A 15,472-nucleotide genomic window follows, 5' to 3' on the forward strand; every position below is an offset into this window, starting at 1 on the left:
TACTGTATTTACAATCAAAAAATAAATGACTAATCGAGTATTTTGATCAATCCTGATTGCATATTTTAAGTTTCCTCCATAGCCGGTAAGACTCTAGGAAAATTTGTCGATGTGTTTTCCCTGTTTGATGTGAGTCCTCTTTTAGTTGAAGATATTCTGCGTAGTCCATGGTGACAGATACTTGTTTGCTTTTGCCAATATTAATTTCAATTTTTTGCATATAACAGGTGCTTGTTCAAAACGAGTAATAAGCATAATTTAAAATTGTAATTTCTATTGTAGGTTATTGAATACCAATGAGTTCACGTACGTACGCATGAAATATTTAAAGAGGGAAAATAGGTATTGGTTCAGCTTGTAATGAGTAGTGAGATAAAAAAACCGGCGCCTTAGCACCGGTTTTTTTATGAGTTGACTAACAAAGGTCAGTCAAATTCAATTTAAGCTTGTAATGAAGCCAGCGTTGCATTCAAGGTTTTGCTTGGACGCATCACGGCATTCACTTTCGCTTGATCTACCGCGTAGTAACCGCCGATATCTACTGACTTACCTTGAACTTCTGCAAGTTCAGCCACGATTTTCTCTTCATTTGCAGCTAAAGCTTGTGCAAGTGGAGCAAATTTCGCTTTCAGTTCAGCATCTTCGTCTTGTGCAGCAAGTTCTTCTGCCCAGAATTTTGCCAGGTAGAAGTGGCTGCCACGGTTGTCCAGCTCGCCAGTACGACGTGATGGAGATTTGTCGTTGTCCAGCAGTTTGCCTGTTGCAGCATCTAAAGTCTTCGCCAGAAGTTTCGCTTTCGCGTTGTCTTCTTTAATGCCAAGCTCTTCTAGAGATACCGCCAGTGCCAGGAACTCACCTAAAGAATCCCAACGTAAGTGGTTTTCTTCAACCAGCTGTTGTACGTGTTTTGGCGCAGAACCACCGGCACCTGTTTCGTACATACCGCCACCAGCCATTAACGGCACGATTGACAGCATTTTCGCAGATGTACCCAGTTCCATAATTGGGAACAGGTCAGTCAGGTAGTCACGTAAGATGTTACCGGTTACAGAAATGGTATCCAGGCCACGAGCAACGCGCTCAAGCGTATAACGCATTGCACGGACTTGTGACATGATCTGGATGTCTAAACCGTCTGTATCGTGATCTTTCAGATATTTTTGTACTTTCTTGATCAGTTCATTTTCGTGTGGACGGTACGGGTCTAACCAGAAGATGGCTGGCATACCAGAGTTACGTGCACGTGTAACAGCCAGTTTCACCCAGTCGCGGATTGGTGCGTCTTTCACCTGACACATACGCCAGATGTCGCCTTCTTCCACGTTTTGGGACATCAACACTTCACCTGTTTCCAGATCCGTGATGTTGGCAACACCCGCTTCAGGAATTTCGAAAGTCTTGTCGTGAGAACCGTATTCTTCCGCTTTTTGCGCCATCAGACCAACGTTAGGCACAGTACCCATGGTACGTGGGTCGAAGTTACCATTCCATTTACAGAAGTTGATCATTTCCTGGTAAATACGCGCGAAAGTCGATTCTGGCATTACTGCTTTACAGTCGTAAGGCTTGCCGTCAGCACCCCACATTTTACCACCACCACGAATCATTGCAGGCATAGAAGCATCTACAATGACGTCGTTTGGAGAATGGAAGTTGGTGATGCCTTTTGCAGAATCCACCATTGCAAGTGCAGGACGGTGTTCTTGACACGCGTGCAGGTCTTCGATGATTTCTTCACGTAAAGAAGTTGGCAGGGTTTCGATCTTCTCGTAAAGACCGGCCATACCATTATTGACATTAATGCCTAACTCGTCGAACAGTTTGCCATGTTTTTCGAAAGCATCTTTGTAGTAAATTTTCACACAGTGACCGAATACGATCGGGTGTGAAACTTTCATCATGGTCGCTTTTACGTGTAAAGAGAACAGGATGCCGGCTTCTTTACAGTCATCCAATTCTTTTTCATAGAAGTCGCAAAGCGCTTTTTTGCTCATGAACATCGAGTCGATGATTTCACCGTCTTGCAGCGCAACTTTTGGCTTCAGAACAATGGTTTCACCAGATTGAGTGATGAGTTCCATTTTCACGTTACGCGCGCGGTCTAAAGTCATGGACTTTTCGCCATGGTAGAAGTCGCCTTCGTCCATGTGAGAAACGTGAGTTTGTGACCACTGTTTCCACTCGCTCATTGAGTGCGGGTTTTTCTTCGCGTAGTTCTTTACTGCAGTTGGTGCGCGACGGTCAGAGTTACCTTCACGTAATACCGGGTTTACTGCAGAGCCCAGGCATTTGCCATAACGGGTCTTGATTACCTTTTCTTCCTCAGTGGTCGGATTTTCAGGGTAGTCAGGAATCGCATAGCCTTTAGACTGAAGTTCTTTGATACATGCAGTCAACTGAGCAACAGAAGCACTGATGTTTGGAAGTTTAATGATGTTCGTATCTGGATCTTGTGTAAGACGACCTAGCTCTGCGAGGTTGTCAGTGACCTTTTGCTCGTCGGTGAGGTAGTCAGAAAATTCTGCGAGCACGCGTGCGGCCACGGAGATGTCACTTTTAACGATCTCTACGCCGGCCGGCTTAGTAAAGGTCTCAATAATCGGCAGCAGCGAATAAGTCGCCAGTAATGGCGCCTCGTCAGTCAGTGTGTAAATGATGGTTGACTTTCCACCAGCCATATATAGCCCCTTGCGTTGATTGAGTTTTGAGGGGGTGAAAGTGATGAATCAGCCCCTGCGAACCGGTTTGCTTAAGTAAAACCTTGAGAGTATCGACCCTCAAGCCTTTTCAGTCAACGTAATATCCGTGATAACGACATTTCGCTGAAAAATGATGCATTTTAATTCGTGATATTTGTGCCTGATTTGAATCCACACTTACCTGTTTGGGGAAGAAAAATACTAAAAAAAACCGTCTTTTTCCCTCAAGCTCGATCATTCCATCCAGCACATCTGTTAATCAGATTTGAATGATTAACCTGATTTTTTCAATACCAATAAGACAGATTGATAATTTGATGACGATTCACTGATCAGGCGGATATATTATCGTCCAAAAACATGAACAGAATATGTAAAACTAAAGTAACGTGGTGAACCCATTATCCGGTGAAAATTAACCAGGAAATTCCCTTAAAAATCCGATGAATTTACAGAAATCATACCTAACATAACACTGAAAAAGTGTATGAAAATGTGCCAATTTATTTTTAACCAAAATCAGTTAAAGTAGCTTGCTGTTTAAAAAGAGATAAACAAAAAGTAGTGAATTTATTTAATAAATTTAATGAAAATATACCTTTTTTTAAAATTTTTTCAGGTTACAAATTAATGAAGGAGCTTGGTTTATTCTTTTGGGTTTGGTGTTATATTCTCTGTTAAAGTTTGTTAACCGGGCTGAGCAATCAGCTTTAAAAATGGCCTAAATATTCTATAAGAATGGATCTCGGATGAGGCAGATATGAAGTTGCAGTTGCTTGAAATAGGTTCAGAAACTGAACAGCTGAGTTCATGCAGGTTGTCTCTGTTATTGGGGGTATTTACTGCCACCAATCAGATTGAGCGTTTTTTATCATCTGCCCGTAAAATTTTAGGGGTAGAGCGTTCCGCACTGGCCTTCGAGGGCGAACCCTATTTATGGTATGCTCATCAGGACTGTTTTAAAGCCTTTATTGCACCCGATCATATCCAGATTGTCGAACTGTTTGATGGTCAGGACTGCATTCATACCGAGCATCCTCACTATATACAACTGGTTGAGCGTATTGGCTCTTTAGGCGTAGAAGCAAAACGCTTTATGGCCTTTGATCTGAAAATGTCCGATGGTCGTTCGATTGGACAAATCCTGTTTTTCGACCAGAACGAGCAGCCTTTTTCGCTACAGGCGATTGAAATTCTCAGTGATCTGGCCACTAACCTGGTGAATTATCTGGAGTTAAAAGCCGAGCATGCTGAACTAAAAGAAATGTATGAGCAGCAGGCCGCGCTGAATTTTAGTAAAACCAAGTTTTTCCAGATTATTGCGCATGACTTGAGAGCGCCGTTTCATGGCCTGCTCGGTTTTTCCGAAGTTCTGGCGCAAGAACGCGAAACGCTGGATGATTCCAGTGTGCAAAATATTGCCGACTATTTATATGATACTGCGCAATCGACCTATAACCTGCTGGAAAGCTTGTTGAACTGGGCTATGGCAGAAGGCGGCCGCTTTATCTATCATCCAATTAACTTCAAGCTGCAACAGTCGTCGAAAATTGTCTGCGATGTCCTGAACAGTCTGGCGGTGAAAAAGAATATTCAGCTGATTAACCAGATTGATGATGATATTAAAGTCTATGCCGACATTAATATGATTACTTCGGTTATCCAGAACCTGGTGTCGAATGCGCTAAAATTCACCCCGACAGATGGTACCGGCAAGGTGACTTTACGCGCCGAACAGGCAGACGATGGCGTACACATCTATATTCAGGATACCGGCCTGGGCATGAGCCAGTCGCAAATGGATCAGCTGTTCCAGGCTGCGGTCACGGCCAGTAGTAAAGGTACGGCGGGTGAAAAAGGTACCGGTCTGGGCCTGGTACTGTGTAAACGTTTTGTCGACCTGAACAAAGGTGAAATTGTGGTGGAATCCAATGAAGGCGAAGGAACCACCTTTATTGTGACCTTGCCGCAGGCCACCAGCGCGCATCAGGCTTTAATGCCGGAGGATATACAGTTCGAAAAAGTAAAAATGTAGAAAACGCAATTTTCTTTTCCCCTCTAGCCAGACTCCTGATATAACTAGAAAAAACAGTCAGCTTTGGGTGTGTGAATGAATACGGAACAATTGCGCAAAACCTTAGGTGCCAGCCAATATGCAGAACAGGTATTGGCCAAGCACCAACCCCTCTTAGAACAAGATTATGCAGTTGACCGGTTTTTAACCCCTTTAAGCACCCAGCAGATTCAGCACACCGTGCAAACGACCTTGCAGGATATTCAGGATGAAACCGAGTGGATGCGTAGTCTGCGGATTTTACGTGCCCGGCTGATGTTTCGCTGGATCTGGCAAGATGCCAACCAGTTAACCGATGTGGTCACCCTGACCCGTGAACTGTCCGATTTCGCCGATGTCTGTGTAACAGCAGCCAAAGATTTTGCCCGGGCTCCCTTGGTGGCCAAGCATGGCGAGCCGGTGGGCTATAACGGTAAAGTACAGGACCTGATTGTGATTGCCATGGGTAAACATGGCGCGCAGGAACTGAATTTATCCAGCGATATTGACCTGATTTTTGCCTTCGATGAGCAGGGCGAAACCAACGGTCGTAAATGTATTGATGTGCAGCAGTTCTGTATTTTATGGGGACAGAAACTGATTTATCTGCTCGACCATATCACCGCCGATGGCTTTGTGTTCCGGGTCGATATGCGCCTGCGTCCCTGGGGCGACGGTTCGGCACTGGCGATTAGCCATGTGGCGCTGGAAAAATATTTAAGCCAGCACGGCCGTGAATGGGAACGCTATGCCTGGATCAAGGCACGCATTGTCACCGGTGGTAAAGAAGGGGATGAACTGCTGGAGATGACCCGGCCGTTCGTATTCCGCAAATATGTCGATTACACCGCCTTTGAAGCCATGCGTGAAATGAAGGCCATGATTGAGCGCGAAGTGCAGCGCCGTCATCTGGAAGATGATATTAAACTTGGTGCTGGCGGAATTCGTGAAGTCGAATTTATTGTGCAGGTGTTTCAGTTGATTTATGGCGGGTCCAAGCTGGAGCTACAAGACCGGCAATGTCTGGTCAGCCTGAATCATCTGGATGAAGCTGAATTGCTGGACAGCAAAGCCGTGGCCGAGCTGGAAGATGCCTATTTATTTCTGCGCCGGGTTGAACATGCGATTCAGGCGCTGAATGACCAGCAAACCCAGTCCTTACCGACCGAGCCAGAATTGCGTCAGCGTCTGATCAGCACTTTAGGTTTTGCGAGCTGGCCAGATTTTATGGCTTTTCTGGATGAAAAACGCGCCAAGGTCATCTATCAGTTTGAGCATTTAATTAAAGAAAAAGAACCTGATCCGCTGGTCGAAAGTTTTAGCCAGCTGGAACAGCGCCTGAATGAAGTGCTGGATGATCAGGCCAAAAATCTGGTACATGAATTCTGGTATGGACATGCGCTGAAAAAACTACCGGCCAAAGCGGTGCAGCGCCTGAAAACCTTCTGGCCGCATCTGGTTGAAGCGGTGTTGCAGTCAGATATGCCACAAGTCGCGCTGGTGCGACTGATGCCGCTGGTGGAATCGGTGATGCGCCGTACCGTGTATCTGGTGATGCTGATTGAAAGCAAAGGTGCGCTGCAACGTCTGGTAAAAATGGCCACTGTCAGTCCATGGATTTGTGAAGAGCTGACCCATTATCCGGTGCTGCTGGATGAATTTCTGTCGATGGATTTTGAATTGCCGAAACGTCAGGATCTGGAAGATTCCTTGCGTCAGCAATTGCTGCGGATTGAGGTCGATCAGGTCGAAGACCAGATGCGGGTACTGCGCCTGTTTAAAAAATCCAATGTACTGGCAGTGGCAGCCAGTGATGTGCTGGCCGAAAGTCCGCTGATGAAAGTTTCTGATGCGCTCACCGATATTGCTGAAGTATCGGTCAATGCTGCCTTGCATCTGGCTTATCAGATTACCGCGAAAAAACATGGTTTCCCGCTGGATGCTGAAGGTCAGCGCTGTACGCTGGATCATATGGCTTTTACCGTGATTGGTTATGGCAAGGTAGGCGGGATTGAACTCGGTTATGGCTCAGATCTGGATCTGGTCTTTATTCATTATATGGATGAACAGGCCGATACCGACGGGCTTAAACCCATCAGCGGTTTTGAGTTTGCGATGCGGGTGGGGCAAAAGTTTGTGTCATTGATGACCACCCAGACTTTAGATGGCCGCGTTTATGAAGTGGATACCCGGTTACGTCCGTCTGGGGAAGCAGGATTACTGGTCACCAGCCTGAAAGCCTTTGAGCATTATCAGCTAAAAAGTGCCTGGCTGTGGGAGCATCAGGCATTGGTGCGCGCGCGCAGTATTGCCGGTGAACGCTGCCTTCGGGACAAGTTTGAACAGCTACGCTGCCGGATTTTGACCCAGCCGCGTGAACAGGCGCATGTGCGTGCCGAAGTGCTGAAAATGCGCCAGAAGATGAAAGACCATCTCGGTTCATCAAATGAGCAAAAAAAAGATGGAATTTTTCATTTAAAACAGGATGCAGGTGGTATCGTTGATATCGAATTTATGGCACAGTATGCGGTGTTAGCGTGGAGTGGGACGAATAAAGATCTCGCCCATTACTCCGACAATGTACGAATCCTTGAGGATGCCGCAAAGACAGGTTGCTTATCCAGCAACGATGCGACTGCTCTGATTCAAGCTTATCTCCGTGAACGCGCAGAGAGCCACCGCTTAGCCCTTGCAAATCAATCCATGCAAGTGTCTGCAAGCGACTGGCACGATACCCGAATGACCGTTTGCAAGTTATGGCAAAGACTGATTGATCCAGCTGCAGCATTTGCGCTGGAGAGTGAATAATTGTGAAAAATTGGAGTTTATGGCATGAATTTGGCTGATCGTGATGGTTTTATTTGGCAAGATGGACAACTGGTTGACTGGCGTGAGGCCAAAACTCACGTGTTGACCCATACCCTGCATTACAGCATGGGTGTGTTTGAAGGTGTCCGTGCCTATGAAACCCCGAATGGAACGGCTATTTTCCGTCTAAAAGAGCACACAAAGCGTTTGTTAAATTCTGCAAAAATTTATCAAATGAAAGTGCCGTTTGATCAGGCAACTTTAGAGCAAGCACAAATTGATGTGGTGCGTGAAAATAAACTGGCATCTTGCTATTTACGTCCAATCATCTTTATTGGTTCTGAAAAACTCGGTATTGCGGCAACAGACAACACTATTCATGCCGTGGTTGCAGCGTGGAGCTGGGGTGCTTACCTGGGTGAAGAGGCAATGGCGAAGGGTATTCGCGTAAAAACCTCATCATTTACCCACCATCATCCAAACGTGACCATGTGTAAAGCCAAAGCGTCTGGTAACTATACGCTGTCGATTCTGGCACACCAAGAAGTGGCGCATTCAGGTTATGACGAAGCGATGCTGCTGGATCCACAAGGTTATGTGTGTCAAGGTTCGGGCGAAAACGTATTCCTGGTTAAAGATGGCGTAATTCATACACCGGATATCGCTGGTGGTGCGCTGGATGGGATTACCCGTCAATCGATTATTACCATTGCTAAAGACTTGGGTTATGACGTGGTTGAGCGCCGTATTACACGTGACGAATTCTATATTGCCGATGAAGCCTTCTTTACGGGTACGGCTGCAGAAGTGACCCCGATTCGTGAATACGATGATCGTCAGATTGGTGAAGGTGTCCGTGGTCCAATCACTACGCAAATCCAGAAAGCCTACTTTGATGCAGTGCAGGGCAAAGACCCGAAATATGCACACTGGTTAACTTATGTAAAATAAGTGCAAACTGTAAAAAAGGACTCAGCTGAGTCCTTTTTTATTGGCTGGGAAAATGTTCTTAATCATCCATACCAAAAATATCGCGGCTATAGACTTTCTCCAGCACATCCGCCAGTTCATCGGACTGGCGATTGGCAACAATCACATCGCTATATTGTTTAAATTCATCCAGATCCTGCATGACCCTGGAGTGAAAGAATTCATCTTCCTGCAAGGTCGGCTCGTAAATCACCACTTCCACGCCGCGGCCTTTAATGCGTTTCATCACGCCCTGAATGGCCGATGCCCTGAAGTTGTCTGAACCACTTTTCATGACCAGACGGTAAATACCGACCACTTTCGGGTTACGTTGCAGGACGGACTGGGCTATGAAATCTTTACGGGTGGCATTGGCATCGACAATGGCCTGAATTAAATTGCTCGGTACATTGTGATAGTTGGCCAACAGCTGCTTGGTGTCCTTGGGTAAGCAGTAGCCGCCATAGCCAAAGGACGGATTGTTATAATATTTGCCAATCCGCTGATCCAGACAGACGCCGTCAATAATCTGTCGGGTATCCAGCTGAAACAGCTGCGCATAGGTGTCCAGCTCATTGAAATAGGCCACGCGCATAGCCAGATAGGTGTTGGCAAACAGTTTGATCGCTTCGGCTTCGGTGGAACCGGTAAAGAGCACCGGGCAGTCTTTTTTGATGGCACCTTCGAGTAGCATGTCGGCAAACAGTCGGGCACGCTCCGACTGCTCTCCGACAATAATCCGTGAGGGATACAGGTTGTCGTGCAGGGCTTTGCCTTCGCGTAAAAACTCCGGTGAAAAAATAATATTCCCACTACGATATTTCTGTTTGATTTTTTCAGTAAATCCGACCGGAACGGTGGATTTGATGATCATGGTGGTGCAGGGATTAATCGACAGTACATCCTTTATCACACTTTCAACACTGTCGGTATTAAAATAATTGGTCTGCGGGTCGTAATCGGTAGGCGTGGCGATAATCACATAATCAGCATCCTGATAGGCATCGGCCTGATGCAGGGTGGCTTTAAAATTCAGGTCTTTATTTTTCAGGAAGTCGCTAATTTCAGGGTCTTGCAGGGGAGAAATGCCATAATTCAGCAGTTCGACTTTTTCAGGAATGATATCGAGCGCCACCACTTCATGCTGCTGCGCAAAAATCATGGCATTGGAAAGGCCAACATAGCCGGTACCGACAATACTAATTTTCATAATCTATTGTTGTTCTGCGATGAGTTCTAATCTGCATCTTGAATGTGCAAGTTCGATGACGCTTTTCTGACAGTTATTTTGCAGTGGCTTTTCTTTGCAGCCATTCTGCTAATTTGTAACTCTGTGATATGATGGCGCCATTGCTCAGGTGGATCATGCGGCATGGCTTTACATGAAACAGAGATGAACTCTCAATCTTCTTTAATGCAGGAACAGAATGTTGTTCTGTGCATGAAATGGGGAACCAAATACGGTTCGGAATACGTTAACCGTTTGTACAATATGGTCAAACGCCATACCACAGTCGACTTTAAAATGGTCTGCCTGACTGACCGTACTGAAGGCATTAATCCGGAAGTAGAATGTTTTCCGATCCCGCCGCTGGCTTTGCCAGAAGGGGCGCCTGAGCGTGGCTGGAACAAGCTGTCGACGTTTGAGCCAGATTTATATGGCTTGACAGGCAATGCGCTATTCCTGGATTTAGATGTGGTCATTGTCGACAATATCGACGCATTTTTTACCCATCCGGGTGATTTTCTGATTATTCATGACTGGAAACGTCCATGGCGAATTACCGGCAACAGTTCGGTCTATCGTTTTAAATTGGGGGCTTTCCCGGGATTATTGCCATATTTCCGTGAGCATTTTGATGAGATCCGTCAGAAGTTCCGTAATGAGCAGGCGTATTTGTCCTGGTATGTCGATCAGGAGAAAAAATTAAGCTACTGGCCAGAGAGCTGGTGTAAAAGTTATAAATATCATTGTCTGCAAAAGATTCCGATGGCCTATTTTAAGCCGCCAGTGAAACCGGAAGGTGCCAAAATTATTATTTTCCATGGGGAAATTAATCCACCTGATGCGATCAATGGTGGTGGTGGTAAATGGTATCGTTATGTGCTGCCTTCGCAGTGGATTAAAGAGGCTTGGCAGTAGTCAATTTCGGGTTGTAGATAAATGCCTGTAAGAAAGAAAAGTAAATTTGAACAATGGTTTTCATTCAGTCGCCATCAGCGCCGTTTTGGTGCAGATAAGGTATATGCACAATTCAATGATGTAGATCTGGATAAACTAAAGACGACAAGAATTGAAGGCACTGAGTTAACGTATACACATGGCTCAGCAAAAGATTTAAATGAGCATATCGAGCAATTGAAACAGGAATTTGTCGGACAGCCTCAACTGAATCACTATCATGCCAGTTTGATTGTGCTGATTCGCCGTGAAGTCGATAGCCAAAATAATTATGCAAAATTTAAGGCTTTATGGCTGGCTGAACGAGATTTCCTATTGCGCTCCTTGAATATTCGCTGGTTGATTTCTGCCTGCGATACTTTTATTGATTTTGATGAAGATGCCTGTTTAAAGGCAACGTTAATGAATGCTGTGGTTTTAATTAACACACTCAAGTTGCAAGAAACAGAGCGCTTTTTGTGTGATCAATCCATAACGGAGAATCCAAAACATCAGCAGCATTTGCAGCATCAGCGTTATGCCTTGTTTGATGGGACTTCCGCATTTGCAGTAGGTACCGATGATACCTTGCGAAATATGCGTTGGCGTTTGGAAAAGGTCTGTGAAATTCATCCACTTGGGCAAATTGTGATTGAGATTTTTGACCGTTTACAATGTGATGAAAATAACAATGTGTATTCACGTTTTAAGCAACGACATACGCGTGAAAAAACACGCTGGTGGTAACAGATGCAAGTACTGATTATCAATTTGGTGCGTTCAACTGAACGCTTGGCCTTTCAGCAGAAACAATTTGCTCGGCTCGGACTTTCTTTTCAGCGTTTAGATGCAGTATCGGTTGATGAGATTAGTGAAGAGGTCTATCAACGATTAGGTTTTGGTTGGCAACGACCACTCCGTAAAGTTGAAGTGGCCTGTTTTTTGAGTCATCAGAAAGCATGGGAAATCGTAGTTCAAACCAATGCGCCAGCGCTGATTTTAGAAGATGATGCAGTCTTAGCTAGTCATGTACCTCAGCTACTTGAAGACATTGAACATCATAATTTTAAAGATATTGATCTGATTAATTTTGAAGTCAGAAGCCGGAAGAAAATTATTTCTAAAACGCCAGTCTATTCTTTTGCAAATAGTCAGACCAACCTGTTCGAGTTGTATCAGGATCGGACAGGTGCAGCAGGCTATATTTTGTATCCCTCCGGTGCTCAAAAATTATTAGATAAGCTTGAAACATCTGCACCCGCCATCGCAGATGGATTTATTTTTAGTCATTATGGTTTAAATAGTTTACAAGCTGAGCCAGCTGCAGTGATTCAAGAAGATCAGCTAGCGGCTTATGGTTTAGTGCCTGAGGAACAGTTTGAGTCGGTGATTGGGCGTTCTGAACATCATAAACCTGTGTATGCATCTGCTGCGGAAAAAAGAAAATTTAAGACTAGACGTCTTGCAGGGCAGTGGGCGATGGCTTGTCGTTATGTGCAAGTGATGTTTAAAGCGCAAAAGCGTTTTATTGCTTTAGATAAAAACAAATTCAAACAGGTTTAATTGCCAATGAAAAAGAAAGTAATTCTTGCAATTTTTACTCTGCAAGGGAATGGAGCTGAGCGCTTTGCATTAACCCTTGCCAAAGGCATTAATGATGCGGGGTATGAAGCTCATATTATTTATTTTAAAGATATTATTGATTTGCCGATTCCTGAAGGTGTAAAAACACACTTTTTTAATTACCAAAAATTCCGTGCTATTCCTAAATTTATGCGGGCAAATATTGCAGCTAAAGCATTTGATAAATTTATTCTAAACGAGATTGGTACTCCTGATCTGGTTCTCTCAAATTTATTCCCTGTAGATTTTGTTTTGTGCAAAAGTAAGCTGCCAAATGTACATCTAGTTATTCATAATACAACTAGTCAGGAATATGCTGGTCGTTTAGATAATAAAATGATGAAACAGCTCAAAAAGGTTTATTTAGCCAAGCCTTGTGTTGGGGTGAGTCAAGGTGTGACGGATGATTTTAAAGCGCTGTTTCAGACAGAAAACATTACCACCATTTATAATCCAATTGATGTAGCCCAGGTGCTTGCAACAGCAGATGAATATCATCCTGAGCTGCAAGGTGATTATATTGTGAACGTGGGCAAGTTTAAGCCACAAAAGCGTCAGGATATTTTGATTCGTGCTTATGCACAGGCAAATGTAAAAGAAAAATTAGTGCTTGTGGGGACAGGGGAGCTTTTGCCGAACTGTCAGCAATTAGTCAAAGAACTGCACATTGAAGATCGTGTGATATTTACCGGCTTTAAAAAGAACCCTTATCCTTATATGAAGCATGCCAAATTGATGGTGCTTTCATCCGATTTTGAAGGATTGGGGCTTGTTATTTTGGAAGCGTTGGCTTTGGGGACACCTGTGATCAGCACAGATTGTCCATCAGGGCCGAGTGAAATTTTAGCTGCAGAGGATTTAGTTGCAGTCGGTGATGTTGCTGCCTTAGCAGATAAAATGGTGACCACTTTACAACAAACAGAACAACGTCAAATCCAGCTTGATCAACGTTTTTTACCCGATACTGCCGTGCGTCAATATTTAGATTTGATTGTTTAAGCTCAATTATCGCTGATACGGTCGTCCTAAGCGTTTTTTAATGGAGCGTACCAGACGACTCATGAATTTGGATAGGTAAAAACCATACAGGCCGAAAGCTAAACAGTGATATAACATCCGGTTGTGTTCATTTTGAATCAAATCACTAGCTTGGGGTAATTGTTGGATAGCACCTGCAAATTTGCTCCAATTGTGTTTTGCGCACTGTTTATTTTTAAATTTAGTGCTTTGATATATATAAATATAAAAGAAATGCATTAATGGAATGATGAAAATTACCTGTGCTTTGGTCTTTTCAATCAAGGTTGGGATGAGTTGCTCAAGGCATTGCAGTGATCGATCAATATTGGACGCATTTTTGCAATTGGTGGCACTGCTGGCACGTATACGGTAGCCATATAAAGCGGCTTGGATTGTATAGAAAGAGCGGGCTTGCATGATGACATCTGGAATCGTGGCTGCATCTTCATAATGACTGAGTTTAGGAAATTCGATGCCTTGAAAAAGTGAGGCTTTATAGAGGTGAATGCCTGAAAACCAACGGTTTACATTAAAAATATCAATCAGTGTCTGCTGATGCTGCTGCGTTTGATCAAGGACCTGCTGAGGAATAAATGGATGTGAGATTGGCGTGAGATCTTCAGAGAGACTTTGATAGCCAAAACTGATGACATCGGCATCACTTGCAATCGCTCGCTGAATTTCTTGTGCATAAGCCGGCAACAGCACATCATCTGAATCCAAAAACGTGAGATACTTGCCTTGCGCATGTCTAATACCTAAATTTCTAGCAGCAGCCACCCCAGCATTTTGCTGCTGGAGAATTTTAATATTTTTGATGTGTGTTTGTGGCTGTTGCTTCAGGTATGTGCTGAGGACATCGATCGAATGATCCGTTGAACCATCATCAACACAAATCACTTCAATGTCATCGGTTAATTGAGCAATGACACTTTGAATACAATCAAGGATATACTGCTCAACATTATAAATAGGAATGATGATGGTTAAGTTAAACATGTGAACAGTGATCATCCTGAATCAGACTTAAGAATTTCCCGACCATATTTTCATTACTAAGCAATGTTTTATCAAAATTTAAAGCGGGGTATTGGGCGAGATTCTGATCTATTTTTTCAGCTAATGCATCTATATTTTGTGGCTGAACGAGATTATCTTTTAAATTTGCAATACTTAATTGATGATCAATTGCATCACTGACGTAATAAGCCACTACGGGTACATCCAAATACAGTGCTTCTGAAATAACAAGACCGTAGCCTTCACTTTGTGAACTGGAAATCAGCAAGCGGCTTTGTTGGATATATGCATATGGGTGATTGACCCAACCCAAAAACTCAACACGATCTTCAATCTCTAGTTGTTTGCATAACGCCTGTAAATCTGTTTTTAACTCTCCATCGCCAATAATCAGCATATTTTTTGCTGTCTTAGATTGGGCAAATGCCCGGATGGCATGATCTGGCTGTTTTTCATGACTTAAACGTCCGACAAATACACAGTCCCAATGTTTTTGAGGGGCGGCTAATTTATGTTGATCAATCTGTGTGATATCAATGCCATTATAAATCGTTGTCAATTGTGCATTAGGTAACAGTCGTTGATAGTCTTTTTCCAAGTCTTGATTGACGGTGATGATCTTTTTGCCATCAAATAGCCGAATAAAATATTTTTTCTCCAAATAGTAGCGTCGATATTCTTTATACCATCGAAACAAATTTGCGGTGGGTTGTCTGTAAGGTTTAAAAATTTCACCATGTATCCATAGCCAAACATTGCCGTGAATGACATGGGAAAGACAAAATGCAAATGCATGAGAAAGAAGAATAAGATCAGGTTTTTGCGCAGCAATGATTATTTTTATTTTTTCGACATCAGCATCCGGTAAGGTGCGCTTTCTTAATAATTTGCCTGTATAAAGGGATGCGTCAAAGTCTGGGCAAATCAGGGTCAAGGCATCAGGAATATCCATCTTTATATCGTTTGGATTTAATGGAACAATTGTGACTTGATGACCTTGTTTGGTTAAATGAATAGCTGTATCAAGAAGAATCTTTTCTGCACCACCACCTTTTAAGTGGTCAACGATACACAGAATTCGATAGGGGCGAGATGCATTTTTCATCATAATCGACCAAA

The 15,472-nt window shown here is 43.8% G+C and carries 11 protein-coding genes; 7 read left to right on the forward strand and 4 right to left on the reverse strand.

The window, feature by feature from the left end:
• Positions 1 to 440: 440 nt before the first annotated feature.
• Positions 441 to 2,678: an NADP-dependent isocitrate dehydrogenase gene (locus tag FTU50_RS07120; protein ID WP_180054963.1), complete on the reverse strand. Its 2,238-nt coding sequence runs from the start codon at positions 2,676 to 2,678 to the stop codon at positions 441 to 443.
• Positions 2,679 to 3,459: 781 nt separating this feature from the next.
• Here FTU50_RS07120 and FTU50_RS07125 point away from each other — a divergent pair.
• The 3 genes from FTU50_RS07125 to FTU50_RS07135 all read left to right on the forward strand — a co-directional run bounded on the left by FTU50_RS07125 (position 3,460) and on the right by FTU50_RS07135 (position 8,511).
• Positions 3,460 to 4,734 carry a GAF domain-containing sensor histidine kinase gene (locus FTU50_RS07125; protein WP_168383318.1) on the forward strand — a complete coding sequence of 425 codons (1,275 nt, stop codon included), beginning with the start codon at positions 3,460 to 3,462 and terminating at the stop codon, positions 4,732 to 4,734.
• A gap of 75 nt (positions 4,735 to 4,809) precedes the next feature.
• On the forward strand, positions 4,810 to 7,560 hold the full coding sequence (gene glnE, locus FTU50_RS07130) for a bifunctional [glutamate--ammonia ligase]-adenylyl-L-tyrosine phosphorylase/[glutamate--ammonia-ligase] adenylyltransferase (RefSeq protein ID WP_127800694.1): 2,751 nt from the start codon (positions 4,810 to 4,812) through the stop codon (positions 7,558 to 7,560).
• 24 nt (positions 7,561 to 7,584) lie between these two features.
• Positions 7,585 to 8,511 carry a branched-chain amino acid transaminase gene (locus FTU50_RS07135; RefSeq protein WP_005180046.1) on the forward strand — a complete coding sequence of 309 codons (927 nt, stop codon included), beginning with the start codon at positions 7,585 to 7,587 and terminating at the stop codon, positions 8,509 to 8,511.
• A gap of 58 nt (positions 8,512 to 8,569) precedes the next feature.
• Here FTU50_RS07135 and FTU50_RS07140 read toward each other — a convergent pair whose 3' ends face one another.
• Positions 8,570 to 9,739, reverse strand: coding sequence for a nucleotide sugar dehydrogenase (locus FTU50_RS07140; RefSeq protein ID WP_180055151.1), 1,170 nt, complete (start codon positions 9,737 to 9,739; stop codon positions 8,570 to 8,572).
• A 162-nt stretch (positions 9,740 to 9,901) separates the two neighbouring features.
• On the opposite strand from FTU50_RS07140, the gene FTU50_RS07145 reads away from it, so the two are divergent.
• The 4 genes from FTU50_RS07145 to FTU50_RS07160 are packed head-to-tail and all read left to right on the forward strand — an operon-like array spanning position 9,902 to position 13,312.
• Positions 9,902 to 10,672, forward strand: a complete 771-nt coding sequence (locus tag FTU50_RS07145) for a glycosyltransferase (protein ID WP_228289052.1) — start codon at positions 9,902 to 9,904, stop codon at positions 10,670 to 10,672.
• 21 nt (positions 10,673 to 10,693) lie between these two features.
• Positions 10,694 to 11,437, forward strand: a complete 744-nt coding sequence (locus FTU50_RS07150) for a hypothetical protein (protein ID WP_180062687.1) — start codon at positions 10,694 to 10,696, stop codon at positions 11,435 to 11,437.
• Positions 11,438 to 11,440: 3 nt separating this feature from the next.
• The gene (locus tag FTU50_RS07155; RefSeq protein ID WP_180055153.1) at positions 11,441 to 12,253 is read left to right on the forward strand and encodes a glycosyltransferase family 25 protein; all 813 of its coding nucleotides are present in this window, start codon (positions 11,441 to 11,443) and stop codon (positions 12,251 to 12,253) included.
• Between the two features lie 6 nt (positions 12,254 to 12,259).
• Positions 12,260 to 13,312 carry a glycosyltransferase gene (locus FTU50_RS07160; RefSeq protein ID WP_163145446.1) on the forward strand — a complete coding sequence of 351 codons (1,053 nt, stop codon included), beginning with the start codon at positions 12,260 to 12,262 and terminating at the stop codon, positions 13,310 to 13,312.
• A 6-nt stretch (positions 13,313 to 13,318) separates the two neighbouring features.
• Here FTU50_RS07160 and FTU50_RS07165 read toward each other — a convergent pair whose 3' ends face one another.
• Both FTU50_RS07165 and FTU50_RS07170 read right to left on the reverse strand, forming a co-directional pair.
• Positions 13,319 to 14,332, reverse strand: coding sequence for a glycosyltransferase family 2 protein (locus FTU50_RS07165; protein WP_158650884.1), 1,014 nt, complete (start codon positions 14,330 to 14,332; stop codon positions 13,319 to 13,321).
• Complete coding sequence (locus tag FTU50_RS07170) at positions 14,325 to 15,458, reverse strand: glycosyltransferase (RefSeq protein WP_168396407.1); 1,134 nt, start codon at positions 15,456 to 15,458, stop codon at positions 14,325 to 14,327. Before FTU50_RS07170 ends, FTU50_RS07165 begins: the two co-directional genes overlap by 8 nt.
• Positions 15,459 to 15,472 lie beyond the last annotated feature (14 nt).

Source organism: Acinetobacter sp. YH12112 (assembly GCF_013418945.1).
Lineage (GTDB): Bacteria > Pseudomonadota > Gammaproteobacteria > Pseudomonadales > Moraxellaceae > Acinetobacter > Acinetobacter indicus.

What these genes read in the sequence shown, in the direction of transcription:
- FTU50_RS07155 (WP_180055153.1), top strand. Translation starts at nt 11,441, where the DNA reads ATGCAAGTACTGATTATCAATTTGGTGCGTTCAACTGAACGCTTGGCC.
- FTU50_RS07125 (WP_168383318.1), top strand. Translation starts at nt 3,460, where the DNA reads ATGAAGTTGCAGTTGCTTGAAATAGGTTCAGAAACTGAACAGCTGAGT.
- FTU50_RS07160 (WP_163145446.1), top strand. Translation starts at nt 12,260, where the DNA reads ATGAAAAAGAAAGTAATTCTTGCAATTTTTACTCTGCAAGGGAATGGA.
- FTU50_RS07135 (WP_005180046.1), top strand. Translation starts at nt 7,585, where the DNA reads ATGAATTTGGCTGATCGTGATGGTTTTATTTGGCAAGATGGACAACTG.
- FTU50_RS07170 (WP_168396407.1), bottom strand. Translation starts at nt 15,458, where the DNA reads ATGAAAAATGCATCTCGCCCCTATCGAATTCTGTGTATCGTTGACCAC.
- FTU50_RS07120 (WP_180054963.1), bottom strand. Translation starts at nt 2,678, where the DNA reads ATGGCTGGTGGAAAGTCAACCATCATTTACACACTGACTGACGAGGCG.
- FTU50_RS07150 (WP_180062687.1), top strand. Translation starts at nt 10,694, where the DNA reads ATGCCTGTAAGAAAGAAAAGTAAATTTGAACAATGGTTTTCATTCAGT.
- FTU50_RS07145 (WP_228289052.1), top strand. Translation starts at nt 9,902, where the DNA reads ATGGCTTTACATGAAACAGAGATGAACTCTCAATCTTCTTTAATGCAG.
- FTU50_RS07165 (WP_158650884.1), bottom strand. Translation starts at nt 14,332, where the DNA reads ATGTTTAACTTAACCATCATCATTCCTATTTATAATGTTGAGCAGTAT.
- FTU50_RS07140 (WP_180055151.1), bottom strand. Translation starts at nt 9,739, where the DNA reads ATGAAAATTAGTATTGTCGGTACCGGCTATGTTGGCCTTTCCAATGCC.
- glnE (WP_127800694.1), top strand. Translation starts at nt 4,810, where the DNA reads ATGAATACGGAACAATTGCGCAAAACCTTAGGTGCCAGCCAATATGCA.